The sequence below is a fragment of the Rothia sp. 32237D007AR genome (assembly GCF_053544675.1).
The window spans coordinates 46,838-65,029 of record NZ_JBPPUO010000008.1 but is presented as its reverse complement, the minus strand read 5'-3'; the positions used below and the strand labels follow the sequence as shown (position 1 = coordinate 65,029).

At 55.9% G+C, this 18,192-nt stretch carries 20 protein-coding genes; 5 read left to right on the top strand and 15 right to left on the bottom strand.

Annotated elements, in window-relative coordinates; genetic code table 11:
• Positions 1 to 2 precede the first annotated feature (2 nt).
• Together ACED87_RS06655 and ACED87_RS06650 are read left to right on the top strand one after the other, a co-directional pair.
• Entirely contained in the window at positions 3 to 779 is a 777-nt protein-coding gene (locus tag ACED87_RS06655; RefSeq protein ID WP_449089754.1) for a phosphatase, read from the top strand.
• A 174-nt stretch (positions 780 to 953) separates the two neighbouring features.
• On the top strand, positions 954 to 2,426 hold the full coding sequence (locus tag ACED87_RS06650) for a sugar transferase (protein WP_449089752.1): 1,473 nt from the start codon (positions 954 to 956) through the stop codon (positions 2,424 to 2,426).
• A gap of 60 nt (positions 2,427 to 2,486) precedes the next feature.
• On the opposite strand, the gene ACED87_RS06645 is transcribed toward ACED87_RS06650, so the two are convergent.
• The 3 genes from ACED87_RS06645 to glmS all read right to left on the bottom strand — a co-directional run bounded on the left by ACED87_RS06645 (position 2,487) and on the right by glmS (position 5,871).
• On the bottom strand, positions 2,487 to 3,419 hold the full coding sequence (locus ACED87_RS06645) for an ADP-dependent NAD(P)H-hydrate dehydratase (protein WP_449089751.1): 933 nt from the start codon (positions 3,417 to 3,419) through the stop codon (positions 2,487 to 2,489).
• Positions 3,412 to 3,858, bottom strand: a complete 447-nt coding sequence (locus tag ACED87_RS06640) for a holo-ACP synthase (protein ID WP_449089750.1) — start codon at positions 3,856 to 3,858, stop codon at positions 3,412 to 3,414. Before ACED87_RS06640 ends, ACED87_RS06645 begins: the two co-directional genes overlap by 8 nt.
• 129 nt (positions 3,859 to 3,987) lie before the next feature.
• Positions 3,988 to 5,871 carry a glutamine--fructose-6-phosphate transaminase (isomerizing) gene (gene glmS, locus ACED87_RS06635; protein WP_449089749.1) on the bottom strand — a complete coding sequence of 628 codons (1,884 nt, stop codon included), beginning with the start codon at positions 5,869 to 5,871 and terminating at the stop codon, positions 3,988 to 3,990.
• Between the two features lie 120 nt (positions 5,872 to 5,991).
• On the opposite strand from glmS, the gene coaA reads away from it, so the two are divergent.
• The 3 genes from coaA (at position 5,992) to mscL (ending at position 8,275) form a co-directional block, all read left to right on the top strand.
• Complete coding sequence (gene coaA, locus ACED87_RS06630) at positions 5,992 to 6,948, top strand: type I pantothenate kinase (protein WP_449089748.1); 957 nt, start codon at positions 5,992 to 5,994, stop codon at positions 6,946 to 6,948.
• A 2-nt stretch (positions 6,949 to 6,950) separates the two neighbouring features.
• Entirely contained in the window at positions 6,951 to 7,739 is a 789-nt protein-coding gene (locus ACED87_RS06625) for a M15 family metallopeptidase (RefSeq protein ID WP_449089747.1), read from the top strand.
• Between the two features lie 158 nt (positions 7,740 to 7,897).
• Entirely contained in the window at positions 7,898 to 8,275 is a 378-nt protein-coding gene (mscL, locus tag ACED87_RS06620) for a large conductance mechanosensitive channel protein MscL (RefSeq protein WP_449081052.1), read from the top strand.
• A gap of 140 nt (positions 8,276 to 8,415) precedes the next feature.
• Here the strand turns inward: mscL and glmM are convergent, their stop codons facing one another.
• The 12 genes from glmM to rlmN form a co-directional block, all read right to left on the bottom strand.
• Positions 8,416 to 9,771: a phosphoglucosamine mutase gene (gene glmM / locus ACED87_RS06615; RefSeq protein WP_449081053.1), complete on the bottom strand. Its 1,356-nt coding sequence runs from the start codon at positions 9,769 to 9,771 to the stop codon at positions 8,416 to 8,418.
• Positions 9,772 to 9,790: 19 nt separating this feature from the next.
• Positions 9,791 to 10,882 (bottom strand): polyphosphate kinase 2, encoded by a 1,092-nt coding sequence (gene ppk2 / locus ACED87_RS06610; protein WP_449089746.1) that lies wholly within the window; start codon positions 10,880 to 10,882, stop codon positions 9,791 to 9,793.
• Positions 10,883 to 11,056: 174 nt separating this feature from the next.
• Entirely contained in the window at positions 11,057 to 11,545 is a 489-nt protein-coding gene (rpsI, locus tag ACED87_RS06605) for a 30S ribosomal protein S9 (protein ID WP_135013062.1), read from the bottom strand.
• A 35-nt stretch (positions 11,546 to 11,580) separates the two neighbouring features.
• On the bottom strand, positions 11,581 to 12,024 hold the full coding sequence (gene rplM / locus ACED87_RS06600) for a 50S ribosomal protein L13 (RefSeq protein WP_135013063.1): 444 nt from the start codon (positions 12,022 to 12,024) through the stop codon (positions 11,581 to 11,583).
• A gap of 292 nt (positions 12,025 to 12,316) precedes the next feature.
• Positions 12,317 to 13,246, bottom strand: a complete 930-nt coding sequence (gene truA / locus ACED87_RS06595; protein WP_449089745.1) for a tRNA pseudouridine(38-40) synthase TruA — start codon at positions 13,244 to 13,246, stop codon at positions 12,317 to 12,319.
• Positions 13,247 to 13,363: 117 nt separating this feature from the next.
• Positions 13,364 to 14,044 (bottom strand): 50S ribosomal protein L17, sunset domain variant, encoded by a 681-nt coding sequence (gene rplQ, locus ACED87_RS06590; RefSeq protein ID WP_449089744.1) that lies wholly within the window; start codon positions 14,042 to 14,044, stop codon positions 13,364 to 13,366.
• 98 nt (positions 14,045 to 14,142) lie between these two features.
• On the bottom strand, positions 14,143 to 15,138 hold the full coding sequence (locus tag ACED87_RS06585) for a DNA-directed RNA polymerase subunit alpha (protein WP_449081057.1): 996 nt from the start codon (positions 15,136 to 15,138) through the stop codon (positions 14,143 to 14,145).
• A 147-nt stretch (positions 15,139 to 15,285) separates the two neighbouring features.
• Positions 15,286 to 15,690 (bottom strand): 30S ribosomal protein S11, encoded by a 405-nt coding sequence (gene rpsK, locus ACED87_RS06580; protein ID WP_083090739.1) that lies wholly within the window; start codon positions 15,688 to 15,690, stop codon positions 15,286 to 15,288.
• 71 nt (positions 15,691 to 15,761) lie between these two features.
• Positions 15,762 to 16,130 (bottom strand): 30S ribosomal protein S13, encoded by a 369-nt coding sequence (gene rpsM, locus ACED87_RS06575; RefSeq protein ID WP_083090738.1) that lies wholly within the window; start codon positions 16,128 to 16,130, stop codon positions 15,762 to 15,764.
• 162 nt (positions 16,131 to 16,292) lie between these two features.
• Positions 16,293 to 16,406 carry a 50S ribosomal protein L36 gene (gene rpmJ / locus ACED87_RS06570; protein ID WP_004005257.1) on the bottom strand — a complete coding sequence of 38 codons (114 nt, stop codon included), beginning with the start codon at positions 16,404 to 16,406 and terminating at the stop codon, positions 16,293 to 16,295.
• Positions 16,407 to 16,551: 145 nt separating this feature from the next.
• A complete protein-coding gene (infA, locus tag ACED87_RS06565) occupies positions 16,552 to 16,773 on the bottom strand; it encodes a translation initiation factor IF-1 (protein ID WP_083090737.1) in 222 nt (73 codons plus the stop codon).
• Positions 16,774 to 16,995: 222 nt separating this feature from the next.
• Positions 16,996 to 18,177: a 23S rRNA (adenine(2503)-C(2))-methyltransferase RlmN gene (rlmN, locus tag ACED87_RS06560; protein WP_449089743.1), complete on the bottom strand. Its 1,182-nt coding sequence runs from the start codon at positions 18,175 to 18,177 to the stop codon at positions 16,996 to 16,998.
• Positions 18,178 to 18,192: the final 15 nt, after the last annotated feature.

The following is an 18,192-nucleotide window of genomic DNA, read 5'->3' as shown; positions in this document are numbered from 1 at the left end:
CCATGTCTTTTTCTATGACCCGCCAAGAATTTGCCGCTTACCTTGATGCTTCACGCATCACCGGGAAGGTAGCAACCGCTCGTGAGAACAACCTGGCCCATATGCAGGGATTTATTGACGGCAATGAGCACATAGAGTTCGGCGTTAAATGGACCAGGGACTGGACCGTTGAGGATATTTTTGAGCTCATGGCCCGCAGGGTCGGCACCAGTGCTGACCCCAACCACAGGGAAGGCCAAGACACCATCAGCGCAGATTTGTGCATTGACGGGCTTGCTGAGTACGCCCGCATCTTCGGTGAAGCTGTTCGGGCAGGCAAGAGCATGCTCTTTGCCACCGGTCACCCTGCTGGTCTCTTCCCTATCTACGCCAGACTTGCTGCAGCCGCTAAAGCCCAGGGGGCGACCGTCCTGACCATTGATGAGGGCGACCGTTTTCTCGACGGTGATATCCGCCAAATCTTTGACGTGATCATGTTTGAGCAGTACGGCAATCTGCAGCACACACATTTCCCCGGCCCCATGCAGCTAGCCTTGGGCCAGCTCACAGAACGGGGAATTACCCCCGACTTGGTCATCGCCGATCACGGGTTAGCCGGGTACGCGGCGTCCGCAGGAATTCCCACAATCGGTATCGCAGATTGTAACGATCCCGGGCTTTTCGTCTCGGCCGAGCAGGGGCAGATTCTTGTTGCGGTGCCCATGGATGATAACGTCACCCCTCACCTCTATGAGCCGGTCATCGACTTTATTCTGCACGAAGCTAAGCTCACCCGCTAATATTCCTCTGACAAGGTGCGATAGGCTATTGTATTCAAAAGTGTGAAACATATTTCAGCTGATGCATCTGCCGATAAATCACCTGTCCCTGTAGTATTAAAAACCTAACGTACAGGTCTGCCCATACTATTCTCGCACCCGGCGCAGGCACCAGCTTTAGGGGAATACACACCAGTGAACGAACAGTACATCGAGGAACGGTGGGCAGAAACACGCAACCGCCGCACCTGGCACCCTAAGATTAAGGCTGCTCTTTACATAGCGGACGCTCTTGCTCTTGCGCTTGCTATCACGGTGGCTCATCTTATTAGCTTCGGTTTTGAAAATACCGAAGTCGTATCACGCACGTCTCTGCCCCTGGGTTATATCGCCACCGGTGTAGCCTTTGGCCTCATTTGGTTTGTGGTGCTTTCCATTGCCAATACCCGCAACATTCGTTATCTGGGCCACGGAGTCGATGAATACCGGCTCGTCACAAAATCAACTACCTATTTCTTCGCGGTCATTGCGATTTTCTCCTACCTCACCAAAATCGATTTTGCCCGCACCTATGTTGTTGTGGCCTACCCGGTCGGTATCGTTCTGCTACTCTGCGCCCGTTGGGCCGTGCGCCAGTGGCTGGTTCACTGGCGCAATAAAGGTCGGGCCCTGTCACGCGTCATGATTATCGGCGATTCAGCCTCAGGCGAGCACCTCTACAAGACCCTCCAGGGGGCCCGCACTTCAGGCCTCTCCCCTGTGGCAGCTTACCTGCCCCGCTCTCGTCCTGGAACCCAGCTAGCTAAGGGGGCTATCCCCACCCTGGGTTACTCCCCCGAAGCCGCCGAGGTCCTTGATGTGGTTCGTGAGAACAATATTCATGCAGTGGCTGTATCAACCGGTCACGGGCTGAACCCCGCAGAGCTGCGCCGCCTGGGCTGGGCGCTAGCTGCTGCCCATGTGGCCCTCATTATGGCTCCTGCCATGACCGATATCGCAGGCCCCCGCATCCATACTCAGCCGCTCAATGGCGTGCCCCTAATTCACGTTCATACTCCCCGCATCGAAGGCATTAAGGCCCTGATCAAGCGAACTATCGATATCGTAGCTTCTGGGCTTGGCCTGCTTTTCCTGGCTCCCCTGCTAATTCCGGTGGCTCTACTCGTGAAGAAGGACGGCGGGCCTATCTTCTTCCAGCAAGAACGCGTCGGCTACCGTGGCACCCCCTTCCACATGATTAAGTTCCGTTCCATGGTGACTAATGCCGAAGAGCTCAAGAAAGAGCTCATGGACCAGAACGAGGGTAACGGGGTGCTCTTCAAGATGGCAGATGATCCGCGTATCACCCCCATCGGTAAGTTCATCCGCAAGTTTTCCATTGACGAGCTTCCTCAGCTGTGGAACGTTCTTGTGGGCGATATGTCCTTGGTGGGGCCGCGACCGCCGCTTCCTTCTGAGGTTGAGCAGTACGAAGAGGACGCCTACCGCCGTCTACTGGTCAAGCCCGGCATTACTGGCCTGTGGCAGGTTTCTGGCCGCTCTAACCTCTCCTGGGAAGAGTCTATCCGCCTTGATCTCTACTATGTGGAGAACTGGTCGGTCATGAGTGATATTGTCATTCTTTTCCGTACTGTTCGCGCAGTTTTTGCTAAGGACGGCGCCTACTAAGGCTGGTTGGCAGAAGGCCGGTTACCCGTGTGGTAACCGGCCTTCGTTTGAGGTTTTACCCTAGAGCCCTTTTTGTTGGAGGAAAGTAGCAACCGCTTGGGGAAGGTGCTGGCAGACAAAAGTAGGTGGGGTGGGGCCAGAACTTTCAGACCCGTGCACTAGGCCTGCTGCCAGTTGGTGAATATGCACGGCAGCACCCGCCAACCTGGCATAGTCTCCGGTAAGAGCCCCGGGGTTGGGATCTTCAGCCTGGTAGCGGGCTAGAAGGGCTCCAAGAATACCGGTGAGGGTATCTCCGCTTCCCGCTGTAGCTAGCCAATGGTTCTGACTACTTACCTGGAAAAGCTCACCGCTGGGTGCAGCTAGAGTAGTGGTGCCGCCCTTGAGCAGGACGGTCGCCCCAGTGGCCTGGGCCAGTAGATTCGCAAAGCGGTGTGGGTGGGTTTCTACCTGCTGGCGGGTAGGCGGGTCTAGTAGCGCTGTGCCCTGCTCTTGCAGTAGGTGTGGGGTTAGGGCTAGGAGCCAGGTGAGGGCATCCACGAGTTCCCCGGCGTGGGGAGTGAGAATATGATGGGCCTGCAGTTCGAGCCCATCAACCACTAGCCGGCAGGCCAGGGCTACCGCTGCTGCATCAATGACGGCAGGTAAGCCAGTGGAAAGGACGGCTAGGGCTTCAGCTTCACGGGCATCACCAGCTAGACCAGAGCCAAGGGCCCAGGCATCGACGTGCAGGTTTTCTGGTTCATCCAGGCTACACACGGCCTCGGGCACGGTGAGTTGAACCTGGAAATTGAGGGAAGAGGTACCTGCAAAGCGCAACATACCTACCCCGGTGTTAACAGCCGCCCGAGCAGACATCAGGGCAGCGCCCGGGTAGGTATCGCTGCCGGTGAGTAGGCCCAGTACCCCGCGGGTATATTTATGGGACGTTGCCTGAGGAGACGTAACATATTTTTCGATGTCCCTCTGCTTTAGTTCTTCTACTTTAGCCACTCTCATCGCCTTCTCTTGTAGCTTGGCCGCTAGGAACCCCTCGCCTATCCGGGTCCAGGTGCCTTAGGGTGCGCAAGTCTTCCTCGTTCAGGTGTTCTGCTACTACGGTTGCAGTAGCTACAGGCTCATCGTGGCTCATAGTCAGGTGCCACCGGTTGATTCCCAGTGCAGTAGCCCTGGCAGCTACCGTCCCCTGCATGACCAGGTAGGGAGCCCCGTCCGCCTCTTTTTCTACCCAGCAGTCCTGCCAGGATAGCCCAGCAGGAGCCCGCAGCGCTTTAGCTACAGCCTCCTTGGCAGCAAACCGGGCAGCTAGGGAGCGGACGGGTAAGCCCCGCTCTCCCGGGGCAAAGAGCCGATTCTCTAAGGCGGGGGTACGTGCCAAGAGCTCAGCAAAGCGCTCAATATTGACTACGTCCGTACCGGTACCAATAATCATGAGCTCTTATCCTCACTCTTGCCAGGGGTATGCTTCTTCTGCTCATTCTACGCCCCGGCTTCTTACCGTGAAAAAGGACCCCGCACCTTGCCAGGTACGGGGTCCTTATCGCTCATGAGCACGGAGGCTTTATTCGACGGTTACTGACTTGGCCAGGTTACGGGGCTGGTCTACGTCGTAGCCCTTAGCGTGAGCCACTGAGCATGCAAAGATTTGCAGAGGCACGGTGGAGAGCAGGGGCTGGAGCAGGCTGGGTGAGGCAGGAATGCGGATAATGTGGTCGGCGTGTTCCTCAACTGCGGTATCGCCTTCTTCTGCAATAACGATGGTCACTGCGCCGCGAGCGCGGACTTCCTGGATGTTGGAGACAACCTTGGAGTGCAGGGAGTCACGGCCGTTGGGTGAGGGGACGATGACGAAGATGGGCTGGCCTTCTTCTACCAGGGCGATGGGGCCGTGTTTGAGCTCGCCTGCTGCGAAGCCTTCAGCGTGCAGGTAGGCGATTTCCTTCAGTTTCAGGGCGCCTTCCATTGCTACGGGGAAGCCAACGTGGCGGCCCAGGAAGAGGACGGACTTGGCATCCTTCATAGAGGTGCCTAGGTCCTTGACCTGCTGCTCGTTGTCGATAACAGCCTGAATCTTCTCGGGCATCTTCTGCAGTTCTTCAAGGATGATACGAATTTCGTCCTTGTACATGTTGCCGCGTAGCTGGGCCAGGTAGAGGCCGAGCAGGTAAGCAGCAGCGATCTGTGAGAGGAAGGCCTTGGTGGAGGCAACAGCGATCTCAGGGCCCGCGTGGGTGTAGAGAGCTGCGTCAGATTCACGGGGCAGGGTGGAGCCGTTGGTGTTGCAGATAGAAACGACCTTGGCGCCCTGTTCCTGGGCGTGGCGTACTGCCATGAGGGTGTCCATGGTTTCGCCAGACTGTGAAAGGGCAACGACCAAGGTCTTTTCGTCTACGATGGGGTCGCGGTAGCGGAACTCGTGGGCAAGTTCGACCTCGGTGGGGATGCGGCACCAGTGCTCGATAGCGTAGCGGGCTACCTGGCCTGCGTAGGCTGCGGTACCACAAGCGACGACGATAATCTTATTGACAGAACGCAAGATAGTATCGTCAATTTTCAGTTCATCAAGAGTGAGGTTGCCATTCTCATCTAGACGGCCCAGCAAGGTATCGCGCACAGCAGCAGGCTGCTCGTGGATTTCCTTTTCCATAAAGGAGTCAAAACCGCCTTTTTCAACAGCAGCGGCATCCCACTCGATAGTGAATTCTTTGCCGTTGGCGGGGAAACCTTCGAAGTCGATGATGGAGTAGTCACTACCGGTGATGGTAACGATCTGGTCCTGGCCCATTTCGACTGCCTTTTTGGTGTAGTCGATGAAGCCTGAAACGTCAGAGCCTAGGAAGTTTTCGTTCTCACCCAGACCAATGACCAGGGGTGAGTTACGACGGGTTGCAACAACACGGTCGGGGTGATTGACGTGAATAGCAAGAATGGTGAAGGCACCTTCTAGGCGGTTTGATGCCTGACGGATAGCTTCGGTGAGATCTTTGTTCTCCAGCTTGTTGTAGATGGAGGCAATCAGGTTTGCGGCGATTTCGGTGTCGGTCTGGGACTTGAATTCGCAGCCTTCTTCGACGAGTTCTGCACGCAGTTCAGCGAAGTTTTCGATAATACCGTTGTGTACAACTGCCAGGCGTCCGTTGTCGACAACGTGGGGGTGAGCGTTATTGTCGGTGGGGCCACCGTGGGTGGCCCAGCGGGTGTGACCGATGCCGATGGGTGAGTCAGGGAGGGGGTTAGCTTCCACTTCTGCTTCGAGATTAACGAGCTTGCCTGACTTCTTACGGAATTCAATGCCTTCATCGCCAATGACAGCGACTCCGGCTGAGTCATAGCCGCGGTATTCCTGGCGGCGCAGACCCTCAAGAACCACATCGTATGCGGTATGGTCAAATGTCTTACCGTCTGCGGCAGTGCCGAGACTTACGTATCCTACGATTCCACACATGCTTTTATCCTACCCTTTTATTATTCTTCCCCCGCTGATACGCGCGCCACAGTGTCGAGCTCCCTTTTGAGAAATTTCTCAGATTAGGCCTGTTCTCTTTTGGCCTCTACACTGATGTAAATGAGCATCCCTGCGCTTTCTTCTAAATATTCTCCCTTTACGGAGCTAGACCGGGGCACCTGGTCACGACTTGCTGCCGAAATTTCGGTTCCACTCACAGAGGACGAGTTGCAACAGCTTCGTGGGCTGGGTGAAACCATCGATTTGGATGAGGTGGCCCAAGTCTATCTACCCATTTCTCGCTTGCTCAATCTGTATGTCAATGCAACTACGAGTGCTACGCGTACAACCAACGACTTTTTAGGTCTACAGGGGCAAAAAGTCCCCTTTATTATTGGTGTAGCTGGCTCGGTGGCGGTAGGTAAGTCTACTACTGCCCGCGTGCTACAAGAGCTGCTCCGGCGCTGGCCTTCGACCCCCAACGTCCAGCTGGTCACCACCGATGGCTTTCTTTATCCTAATGCTGAGCTAGAACGTCGTGGGTTAATGGGGCGTAAGGGCTTTCCGGAGTCTTATGACCGCCGGGCCCTCTTGCGCTTTGTCTCCGAAGTAAAATCGGGGGCTCCTCTGGTCACTGCCCCCAAGTATTCCCACCTCTACTACGACATCGTGGAAGGTGAGCACATTGAGGTGACGAGCCCCGATGTTCTTATCGTAGAGGGGCTGAATGTGCTTGCTCCGGCTAAATTAGAAAGCGAAAAAAGTTCAGCTTTGAGCCTGGCAGATTTTTTTGATTTCTCTATTTATGTTGATGCTTCCACCCAGGATATTGAGCAGTGGTATGTGCAGCGATTCTTAGAGCTTCAGCGTTCAGCTTTTACCAAACCTCATTCTTATTTCAGGCGCTACGCTGACTTGTCAGAGGAGGCCGCTATTGAGTTGGCTCTGAGTATCTGGCGGTCTATCAACGAACCCAATCTGCGGGAGAATATTCGGCCTACGCGCGGGCGAGCTAAGCTTATTTTGAAGAAGTCCCACGATCATAAGATCCGCAAGGTTCTACTACGAAAGAATTAGGCATGCGTTTAGTTCCTTCTATCATGCTAGTACTTGCAGGGACGCTTGTAGCATTCACTGCTACTTCTTGCGGCCAGGCCCCTTCTGCACCGCAGGAGGTCGCCGCTTCATCTTCCAACGCCCTAGCTACTTCCAGCTCGCAAGCTACACCGGGTGGATTAGTTTCTACCGACTCAGTTACCTCCCCTTCTACGCCGCCTCAACAGAGCACACACCGCCCTGCCGATATTGAGTCTGCGTCTTCACTCACGGTTCTCGTTAATAAGCAGAACCCTCTTTCTCCGCTGACTTACGTCCCTGATAATCTTCAGCCTTTTGGTGCTGTGATGCTTCGTGCCGAAGCTGCAGAAGCAGCACACCGTATGTTTGAGGATGCTTCTGCAGCAGGGCTTCCTATGGTGGCTCTGAGCGGCTACCGATCTTATGAGGACCAAGAGAGAACTTATGCTAGCTGGGTCGCTCAGTATGGCCCAGATCAAGCCGATGTGGCCTCAGCCCGCCCCGGCTATTCGGAACATCAGACGGGGCTTGCTCTTGATATTGGCACCGGTGGTAACTGCGATGTGCAGCCCTGTTTTAAGGACACTGCCGCTGCCCTCTGGGTGGCTGAAAATGCCCACCGCTACGGTTTTGTGGTGCGCTACCCCTGGTGGCAGCACGAGACCACAGGCTATTGGTATGAATCGTGGCATCTGCGCTATATCGGTGAGGAAGAGGCAGCGGCTTTCAAAGCATCTAGCTCTGAAACCTTAGAAGATTTCTGGGGCGCAGGGCCTGCACCAACCTACTAGGAAAGAGGTTCTCACTAGTAGGTAACGGTGAGAGATCTGCACCTTATGAGCATGATTCTATAGAATAGCCCCACCTGTGAGTAAACCCACTAGTTTACAACGAAAATTTTAGGGCAGATGGGTTTGTACCCCCGAAAGAAACCGCTATTCTTGAACTCATGCTTAGTGGTTTTAAAGATTTCATCACCCGCGGTAACGTCATCGACCTGGCAGTCGGTCTGATTATTGGTACCGCCTTCACCGCCGTTGTCAACGCCCTGGTTAACTCCGTTCTGATGCCTGCCATCGCAATGGTATTCAACGAACCTAACTTTGATAACTGGCTGGCTTTTGGGGACATCAAAGTCGGTGTCTTCCTAACTGCCGTCGTTAACTTCCTTCTGGTTGCAGCAGCCCTCTACTTCTGCATCGTCATGCCCCTGAACAAGCTCAACGAGCGTCGCGCAGCCAAGCTTGACCTCGAGCCTGAGGTTGAGGAAGAGGACCCCCAGGTTGCTCTGCTGAAGGAAATCCGCGACGCCCTGACCGTCAAGTAATTCTCTAGCCATTTACAACAAGCAAGGCCCCGGTAGATATCTACCGGGGCCTTTGTGCAAAGATTTTTCCTATATAAAACCGGGCCCCACTCCCCCCAGCAAAGGGAGAATGGAGCCCGATAGGAGCCAGGGGAGGTACTTTAGATAGCTAGTTCGCGAGCAACCACATCAGCTAGTTTCTGAGCGGTTTCATCTGCTACCTCTTGAGTTTGAGCTTCAACCATGACACGCACCAGCGGCTCAGTACCGGAGGGGCGCAGCAGGACTCGCCCGGTCTCACCCAGCTGGGCTTCAGCATCCTTAATAGCTTCTTGCAAAGGCTGGCAACCAGCTACACCAGAGCGGTCAACGCCCTTAACGTTAATAAGCTTCTGCGGGGTTGCCTGCATACGATTAGCCAGCTCAGAAAGGGGCAGACCAGTACGGGCCACCTCAGCAGCCAGGTGCAGGCCAGTGAGCACACCATCGCCGGTGGTAGCGTGATCTGACATAATCACGTGGCCGGACTGCTCACCGCCCAGGTTGAAGCCATTCTTGTTCATGGACTCCAGCACATAGCGGTCGCCCACAGCAGTGCGCTCCAGCTTAATACCGTTTTCCTTCAAGAAAATCTCTAGACCCAGCGATGACATGACGGTAGCGACCAGGGTGTCATCTTTAAGGGTGCCAGATTCTTTCATTGAGACAGCCAGAATCGACATAATCTGGTCACCGTCTACCAGGTTGCCTTGCTCATCAACAGCCATGCAACGGTCAGCATCACCATCGTGGGCGATACCCAAATCAGCGCTGTGTTGAATCACTGCTTCTTGGAGCTTCTCAGGGTGGGTCGAACCTACCCCATCATTGATATTGGTGCCGTTGGGGTCTGCGCCGATAGCGACAACCTTAGCGCCCAGAGCACGGAAGGCGTCAGGAGAAACACCCGAAGAGGCACCGTTCGCGCAGTCCAACACGACTTTAAGGCCGCGCAGGTGACGGTGTTCAGGCATAGTTGATACCAGGTGGGTGACGTAGTGGTCTTCACCATCGCTCAGGGGACGGACGCACCCTACCTGACCGTGGGTGGGGTAACGGAAGTCTTTGGAGCGGTAGAGGGCTTCAATGGCGTCCTCAATTGCATCATCCAGTTTCTTACCGCCCCGAGCCAGGAACTTAATTCCGTTGTCCTCAGCCGCGTTATGGGAAGCAGAAATCATGACACCAAAATCAGCATCTGTGCTGGCCACCAGGTAGGCCGCCGCGGGGGTAGGCACCATGCCCGCATCGAGTACGTCCACGCCTGATGCTGCAAAACCTGCGGTCATCGCTGCACGAATAAACCCGCCAGAGATACGAGAGTCGTGGGCGATAACAGCCTTGGGGCGGGTACCTTCTTTAACCGTATTGAACCCGAGGACGATGGACGCAGCCTGAGCAAGCTCCATAGCAAGAGCAGGAGTAATCACTTCGTTAGCGAGGCCGCGAACACCGTCGGTTCCGAATAATCTAGACATCACTGATTATTCTACGCCCTCAGTTCTCTTTTTCTTCACGCAGAATGGGGAAACCCTCAGGGTTTTCGGGCACATCGTCTTCTAGGACGTCAGCGCCTTTGCCCACGATCAGCGAATCGGTAGAGCCTACCAGGGCGTGGTCTTTATCGGGGTAATCAAACTGGTTGAGTACGTGGCGCATGGCCTCAAGGCGGGCACGCTTCTTGTCGTTGGATTTCACCACTGTCCAAGGGGCGTCCCCTGTGTCGGTGTAGAAGAACATGGCTTCTTTGGCGGCGGTGTAATCGTCCCACTTATCGAGGGAGGCTAGGTCGGTGGGTGAGAGTTTCCATTGGCGGACGGGGTCGGTGCGGCGGGAGTTGAAACGGGCCAGTTGCTCTGCGCGGGTGACGGAGAACCAGAACTTGATGAGTTTGATGCCGGAGTTGACCAGCATGCGCTCAAGGTCAGGGACTTCCCGCATGAACTCGTAGTACTGTTGGGAGGTGCAGTAGCCCATGACGCGTTCGACACCGGCGCGGTTGTACCAGGAGCGGTCCATGAGCACGATTTCTCCGCCAGAGGGCAGGTGCTTGATGTAGCGCTGGAAGTACCACTGGGTTTGTTCTATATCGGTGGGCTTTTCCAAGGCGACGACGCGGGCACCGCGGGGGTTCAGGTGTTCCATAAAGCGTTTGATAGCGCCACCTTTACCGGCTGCGTCACGCCCCTCAAAAATGACCAGTACTTTCTGGCCTGTTTCTTTGACCCAGAGCTGTAATTTGAGCAGCTCAATCTGCAGGGCCCGCTTCTCTTTCTCGTACTCCTTGCGGGAGAGTTTCTTATCGTAGGGGTAGCCGGCCTTCCAGGCATCCGATTTCTCTCCCCCGCCGCTAAGTTTCTTGGTTAGGGAGGAGATTTCGTCGAGTTCTGCACTGTAGTCTTCTACTACTGATACGCGGCGGGTTTCCTTGGTCAGGGCAGCTTTGACGGCTTCTTTTTTAGGGTCCTTGGCCTGCTGCAAGGGGGGTTGTTCTACAGTTTCCTTGTTGGGAGTTTCTGCCTCAGCAGTGGCGTCCTTGCTGGTGACCGGAGCGGAGCTTGACGTGCCAGTGGTGTTTGAAGAGGCCATGGGCTCCCTTTCTTTTGTGTGTTAGTTCTATACTCATCCTAGGTATATGAGAGTTATAAGCTCCACTGTTACACATCATTTGACCCTAAGCCCAGTACGGCAAACGCCCCATTTCTTCTGAGAGAAATGGGGCGTTTGACAATAAAGCTGAGCAGTAGGCCCAGTAATCGTAGCTTAACGCTTTGAGAACTGTGAAGCCTTGCGTGCCTTCTTAAGACCAGCCTTCTTACGCTCGATAACACGAGCGTCGCGGGTCAGGAAGCCTGCCTTCTTCAGGGCGGGGCGGTTGTTCTCAGCGTCAATCTCGTTCAGGGCACGAGCAACGCCAAGACGCAGTGCGCCTGCCTGGCCGGAGGGGCCGCCACCTGAGATACGTGCAAAGACGTCGTAGGCGCCTTCGAGTTCAAGCAGCTTGAAGGGGTCGTTTACTTCCTGCTGGTGCAGCTTGTTGGGGAAGTAGTTGTCGAGCTCGCGACCGTTAACGGTCCACTTGCCGGTACCGGGTACCAGGCGGACGCGGGCAACGGCTTCCTTGCGACGACCAACAGCCTGACCACCAACGGTCAGCGCGGGGCGGGCAGCCTTTTCAGCAACGGGTGCTGAGGACTCGGAAGTGTAGCTGGTGAGCTCTTCTTCGGTGGTGTACTCTTCGTTCTGAGCCACGATGTCTCCTTTAATAGTTCTTTCGTAGGCCCGAATTACTGGGCAACCTGGGTGAATTCGTAGGTCTTGGGCTGCTGAGCTGCGTGGGGGTGCTCAGAACCTGCGTAGACCTTGAGGTTCTTGAGCTGCTGTGCAGCCAGCTTGTTCTTGGGAAGCATGCCCTTGACAGCCTTTTCTACGGCGCGAACGGGGTTGGTTTCCAACAGTTCGGCGTAGTTAACTGACTTCAGACCACCGGGGTAACCGGAGTGGCGGTAGGCACGCTTCTGTTCAAGCTTGGCACCGGTCAGTGCAACCTTTTCAGCGTTGATGATGATGACGGAGTCACCCATGTCAACGTGGGGTGCGAAGGTGGGCTTGTGCTTGCCGCGCAGCAGGATTGCGGTCTGGCTTGCGAGACGGCCGAGAACAACATCAGAGGCATCGATGATGTGCCACTGGCGGTTGTTGTCGCCTGACTTCGGAGTGTAAGTGCGCAAAATTTCGCCTTTTCTCGTTTCGTGTAGCGCTAGTTGGGTGTCGCGCTGGATTACATAGGTGCGTTGTCACAGGGTTTGGGTGAGGGCCAAACGCATCTGTGCTACCGATTCCCTCAGACCTCTTGTTCCCCGTTATTGTCCTGCAACTAGACCGAAGAACAGGGTACGACATGAGGGCGGTACACGCACAACGTATGAAACTATACAGACTTTAAGTCTCTTAATCCAGGTTTCTCCGCTTTAAATACAGGGGCTTTGACCGACCTCACGTTTTAAATGACAGGCTTGTGATTTAGAGGGTTCGGAGGTTTCGCGCTTTAGCACTTTGAGCCGCGTATCCGGACGCCTCAGGGTAGGTGATAGAGGCCAGGGCCAAACCACGCGGGGCAGCTAGGCGCACTTGAGAATCACGCACCGGTTCTGTGATGCGAGAGATCAGCCAGGCAAGATCTTTCTTCCCCTCCCCCACCATGACCAGTGAGGCAATGAGGGTGCGCACCATGTTGTGGCAAAAAGCGTCTGCCCTGATGGTTGCTTCAATCAAACCGTCCTCGCGCCGAGCAAAGCTGAGTTCTCGTAGTTCACGAATAGTGGTGGAACCTTCACGAGGTTTACAGAAGGAAAGGAAATCGTTCAAGCCCAGTAGGTGCTGAGCGGCATGATTCATTGTGTCAAGATTGAGCGCCGGGTTAATCTGCCAGGCAATCTGCCGGTTGAGCGGATTACTACCGTGTTCCTCTTGCCCATCTTCTAGCAGATAACGGTAGGAGCGTTCCAGGGCTGAGAAACGAGCATCAAATTCGTCGGACACTTCCTGGCACGAGCTGACCGTAATAGCTCTTTGCAGATACCCCTGCAAACGGGCAGGAAGGCCCAAAGTTGCTTCAGCATCTGCCAGGGCCCGGCTGAGTGCCCCTCTTAGTTTGCGGCGCAGTGCTGCTGCCGGTGCGTCCTGGCTTCGCCCAGGTAGCCGCTCCCAAGCGTCCTTGGAAAGATCAAAATGCACTACCTGGTGCAGGGCGTGAACTCCTGCATCGGTACGCCCGGCCACCGTGGTGAAGACAGGGCGGCGGAAAATAAGGGTCAGGGCCTCTTCTAGGACGCCTTGAACGGTGATAAGGCCAGGTTGTTTTGCCCAGCCGGCAAAGGGGCCGCCGTCGTAGGCGAAATCAAGGCGGACGCGCACGCGCGGCTCATAGAGCGGCTCAGGGTTTTCAATCACGGCTCTCCTTAGCAGGTGGCTGGTACAGGCTCAGTCAACTTTACTCTCTTTAAGACAGGAAGGCGGCTCTTCCCTATGAGGGGAAAGAGCCGCCTTCTATCTACCGGTAACTAGAAATTAGTCTTCGGAGATGGTCTGTGCTGCTGCACCACCGGCAGGTGCGTAACCTGCGGCTTCTGCTGATTCCTTGGTGTCGAACCAGATTTCAGCCTGGGTGTTTGCGTACCAGCGTGAGCCGGGTACGTGGTACTTCATAGAGCCAGCGTTGCCCTTGATAGCAAAGCCCTCGGGAGCTTCACCGTTCTCGGTTGCTGCGTGTGCGCCTGCGGGCAGGTCTGAGGACTTAGCGGCTGCGGGTGCTGCTGCCTTGGTCTCTTCTGCTGCGGGAGCTGCGGTTTCGGCTACCTTGGTAGCTTCTGAAACGGCTGCTGCAGTTGCAAGGGGTTCCATGACCAGTTCGATAACTGCCATAGGAGCGTTGTCGCCCTTACGGTTACCGATCTTGGTGATGCGGGTGTAGCCACCGGGGCGCTCTGCCATTGCGGGAGCAATGACGGTGAAGAGCTCGTGAACTACGGTCTTGTTACCGATGGAGCGCAGGACGCGGCGGCGTGCGTTGAGGTCGCCCTTCTTTGCGAAGGTGATCAGACGCTCAGCGACGGGACGCAGACGCTTTGCCTTGGTAACGGTGGTGGTGATGCGCTTGTGCTCGAAGAGCTGCTGAGACAGGTTGTTCAGCATGATGCGCTCGTGGGTCGGTGATCCGCCGAGGCGGGGACCCTTAGTGGGAGTAGGCATAATTTATTCTCCTGGTTTGCCGTTCCTTACTGCCTCACGGCAGGGGAACCAAAGATGTTTGACTGGTGTAACGCTCTGAAGCGTTGACTGCCGGTGTCTTAGTAGTCGCTGCCGTAGTTGTCGTCGTCCTGCAGGCGGGCTGAAAGGTCCATTCCGGCGGGTGAGTCCTTGAGGGACAGACCGAGCTCGGTGAGCTTGGCCTTGACTTCGTCGATGGACTTGGCACCGAAGTTACGGATGTCCATGAGGTCTGCTTCGCTGCGGGTCACGAGTTCACCCACGGTGTGGATGCCTTCGCGCTTGAGGCAGTTGTAAGAGCGGACGGTCATGTCCAGGTCTTCGATAGGCAGAGCGAGGTCTGCGGCCATTGACTCATCAGCGGGTGACGGGCCAACTTCGATACCTTCAGCGGCGGTGTTGAGTTCGCGGGCTAGGCCGAAGAGCTCAACAAGGGTGTTACCTGCTGATGCGACTGCGTCGCGGGGAGCGATTGCTTCCTTGGTTTCGACGTCCAGGGTAAGGGAGTCGAAGTCGGTGCGCTGCTCAACACGGGTTGCGCTGACGCGGAAGGTGACCTTGAGAACGGGTGAGTAGATAGAGTCAACCGGGATACGGCCGATTTCTGCGTCACCTGACTTGTTCTGTGCTGCCGAGACGTAGCCGCGGCCACGTTCGATGGTCAGTTCTGCGTTGAAGTTTGCGCGGTTGTTGAGGGTTGCAATGTGGAGATCCGGGTTGTGGATCTCGACGCCTGCGGGCACCTCGATGTCGCCTGCGGTGAGTTCACCTTCGCCCTGCTTGCGCAGGTAAGCGATGACGGGTTCGTCGTTCTCTGATGAGATGGAGAGCTTCTTGATGTTCAAGATGATCTCGGTGACGTCCTCAGTCACACCTTCTACAGTGCTGAATTCGTGCAGCACACCGTCGATGCGGATGCTGGTTACAGCGGCACCGGGGATGGATGAGAGAAGAGTGCGGCGGAGGGAGTTACCCAGGGTGTAGCCGAAGCCGGGTTCGAGGGGCTCGATGGTGAAGCGTGAACGGTTTTCCGATACGTGTTCTTCACGCAGGAGGGGGCGCTGTGCAATGAGCACTTTGTTTCCTTTCGGTGAGCATCCGCTATATGAGCTCACAGGTTGGGAAAAACGAGTGAGGAAGCAGACGAAGCAGTCTGTTCATTGACCTGCAACCGGTAGGTTGTCGGTCGCCCGATGTTCGGGACGCGTCTGGCCGGTGAGGGCTTAGACGTGGCGGCGCTTCGGGGGACGGCAACCGTTGTGGGCAACGGGGGTGACGTCCTGGATGGAGCCAACTTCGAGGCCGGTAGCCTGGAGTGAGCGGATAGCGGTTTCGCGACCGGGGCCGGGGCCCTTGACGAAAACGTCTACCTTGCGGACACCGTGTTCCTGAGCGCGCTTTGCAGCGGTCTCAGCAGCCATCTGAGCAGCGTAGGGGGTTGACTTACGTGAACCCTTGAAGCCCATTTCACCGGCGGATGACCAGGAAATAACAGCACCAGAGGGATCAGTGATTGAAACGATGGTGTTGTTGAAGGTTGACTTGATGTGTGCCTGACCGGCAACAATGTTCTTGGAAACCTTGCGGCGGCCGGTACGCTTGGCCGCTGCACGAGTCTTGGGAGGCATTTTTGATTCTCCTACAAAGTTTTGGTTGAAGTGTTGGTCTTACGCGATGTGCAAGACTGAGGCAACACTGTTTACTTCTTCTTACCTGCGACGGTACGCTTCGGGCCCTTGCGGGTACGTGCGTTGGTCTTGGTGCGCTGGCCGTGTACGGGAAGGCCACGGCGGTGACGCAGACCCTGGTAACTACCGATTTCTACCTTGCGGCGGATATCGGCAGCAACCTCGCGGCGAAGGTCACCTTCAACCTTGTAGTTGCCTTCGATGAAGTCACGAAGTGCTACGAGCTGGGTATCGTCAAGGTCCTTGACGCGGGTGTTGGGGTCAACACCGGTTGCAGCAAGCGCTTCTTTTGCACGGGTCTTGCCCACGCCGTAGATGTAAGTAAGAGCAATTTCCACGCGCTTTTCGCGGGGAATATCGACTCCAGCGAGACGTGCCATGGGGCGTTCTCCTTGTTTTCGCAGAGGTCTGTGACATCACTGCCCGGTTGTCCCGGTCCCCGGCCTCTGTGCCCGGAGGTATCCTGCCTCTAGGGCAGGAGCGGTGCCATTTTCTGTTGTGCCACCTTATGAGGTGGTCTTCTCAGCGTTGGGGCTACGTGTTTAGCCCTGGCGCTGCTTGTGGCGCGGGTTTTCGCAGATCACCATGACCACACCGTGACGGCGGATCACTTTGCACTTGTCGCAGATCGGCTTAACGCTCGGCTTGACCTTCATCGCATTCCTTTGCGTTGATGTTTCAGCTAATGCTTTGGACGGGCGGGGTAAGAGGTTCTGTGTCCGGCGGTGCCGGTGGGAGAACTGTTTACCCCTTTTACACGGCGTAAACGCCGCTTAGCTTAGCGACGTTTGGTGCTCGTGTTTACTTGTAGCGGTAGACGATACGACCACGTGAGAGGTCGTAGGGGCTGAGCTCGACTACTACTCGGTCCTCAGGCAGGATTCGAATGTAGTGCTGACGCATCTTGCCTGAGATGTGTGCAAGTACTTTGTGCCCGTTGTCTAGCTCAACGCGGAATGATGCGTTGGGCAGTGCTTCGACCACGGTACCTTCAATCTCGATGACGCCGTCTTTCTTGGCCATATCCTCCGCTTTACTTTCGTGCACCCAAGGGGTTCTTGGGGGCTCTTGGTAGTGTTTCCTGTATTCGAAGCGTTCTCCCGGGGCCGGGTACCGCTCCGCTTGCGCTCAAAACGCATGGCACAGACAACCAACAAACAAATATACGGCAAAAGCCCTGGAATGTTAATGGTTTTCGCAAAACATAGCGAGCTTCACATTAACATCCTGTTCTGCGTATTTCCTTTAGTCTTCCTTGGCAGCTAGCTGACCGCAGGCACCGTCGATATCGCTTCCGCGGGTATCGCGCACAGTGGTGGGGATGCCATGGGCACGCAGACGCTCAACAAAGTTTTGTTCAACGCCCTTACGGGAGGCCGTCCATTTAGAGCCAGGGGTAGGGTTCAGGGGGATGGGGTTAACGTGCACCCAGCCGCGTCCGCGTGAAGCTAGTTTTTTGCCCAGCAAATCAGCGCGCCAGCCTTGATCATTGATATCGCGAATAAGGGCATATTCGATGGAGATACGGCGGCCGGTGGTGCGGTAGTAGTCGTAGGCGGCGTCAAGAGTCTCATCGACCTTCCACCGCTGATTGATGGGGATCAGTTCATCGCGCAGCTCATCATCGGGGGCATGGAGAGAAAGGGCGAGGGTGATGGGAAGCTTTTCCATCTCAAACTTACGAATACCAGGAACCAGGCCAACAGTTGACATGGTAATGCCACGCGCTGAAATTCCCAGCCCTTCTGGGGCGGGGTCAATGAGGCGGTGCACGGCGCCCATGGTGGCTTTATAGTTGGCCAGGGCTTCACCCATACCCATAAATACGATGTTAGAGACGCGTAGGGGGCGGGTATCTTCAGCCCCACCCTCGGCCTGTTCTAGCCCTTTCATTTCTTTGAGGTAGCGGGCACCGGCGATGACCTGTTCGACAATTTCTGCGGTGGAGAGGTTACGGGTAAGGCCCTGCTGACCGGTGGCGCAGAAGGGGCAGTTCATACCGCAGCCTGCCTGGGATGAGATGCACATGGTCACACGGTTCTCATAACGCATGATCACGGACTCAACCAGGGCACCGTCAAAGAGGCGGTGGACAACTTTGAGAGTGTCACCTCCGTCAGCTTCGAGGGTGCGGACGGTAGTGAGCAGCTGGGGCATTGCATCGGCAACCATCTGGGAGCGTTCTGCTGCCGGCAGGTCGGTCATTGCCTCAGGGTCATTAACCAGGCGTTCAAAGTAGTGCTTGGAAAGCTGGGCTGCACGGAAGGGTTTGTAGCCAAGTTCTTCAAGGAAGGCACGGCGCCCAGCCATATCGAAGTCTGCAATGTGGCACGGGGGTTTGCCGCGGCGGGGGGCTTTGAGGATGATTTGCCCAGGTTCGGGTCTGGCAGTGGATATTTCTAGGGGGACGCTGGTGGTTTCGGTCATGGCTCTTGCTTTCGA

Excerpts from the sequence above, each read along its gene's own strand:
- ACED87_RS06655 (WP_449089754.1), top strand. The coding sequence starts at position 3 with ATGTCTTTTTCTATGACCCGCCAAGAATTTGCCGCTTACCTTGATGCT.
- ACED87_RS06640 (WP_449089750.1), bottom strand. The coding sequence starts at position 3,858 with ATGATTATTGGTACCGGTACGGACGTAGTCAATATTGAGCGCTTTGCT.
- glmS (WP_449089749.1), bottom strand. The coding sequence starts at position 5,871 with ATGTGTGGAATCGTAGGATACGTAAGTCTCGGCACTGCCGCAGACGGT.
- coaA (WP_449089748.1), top strand. The coding sequence starts at position 5,992 with ATGAGCATCCCTGCGCTTTCTTCTAAATATTCTCCCTTTACGGAGCTA.
- ACED87_RS06625 (WP_449089747.1), top strand. The coding sequence starts at position 6,951 with ATGCGTTTAGTTCCTTCTATCATGCTAGTACTTGCAGGGACGCTTGTA.
- mscL (WP_449081052.1), top strand. The coding sequence starts at position 7,898 with ATGCTTAGTGGTTTTAAAGATTTCATCACCCGCGGTAACGTCATCGAC.
- glmM (WP_449081053.1), bottom strand. The coding sequence starts at position 9,771 with ATGTCTAGATTATTCGGAACCGACGGTGTTCGCGGCCTCGCTAACGAA.
- ppk2 (WP_449089746.1), bottom strand. The coding sequence starts at position 10,882 with ATGGCCTCTTCAAACACCACTGGCACGTCAAGCTCCGCTCCGGTCACC.
- rplQ (WP_449089744.1), bottom strand. The coding sequence starts at position 14,044 with ATGCCTACTCCCACTAAGGGTCCCCGCCTCGGCGGATCACCGACCCAC.
- rpsK (WP_083090739.1), bottom strand. The coding sequence starts at position 15,690 with ATGCCTCCCAAGACTCGTGCAGCGGCCAAGCGTACCGGCCGCCGCAAG.
- rpsM (WP_083090738.1), bottom strand. The coding sequence starts at position 16,130 with ATGGCACGTCTCGCTGGAGTCGATATTCCCCGCGAAAAGCGCGTGGAA.
- rpmJ (WP_004005257.1), bottom strand. The coding sequence starts at position 16,406 with ATGAAGGTCAAGCCGAGCGTTAAGCCGATCTGCGACAAGTGCAAAGTG.
- infA (WP_083090737.1), bottom strand. The coding sequence starts at position 16,773 with ATGGCCAAGAAAGACGGCGTCATCGAGATTGAAGGTACCGTGGTCGAA.
- rlmN (WP_449089743.1), bottom strand. The coding sequence starts at position 18,177 with ATGACCGAAACCACCAGCGTCCCCCTAGAAATATCCACTGCCAGACCC.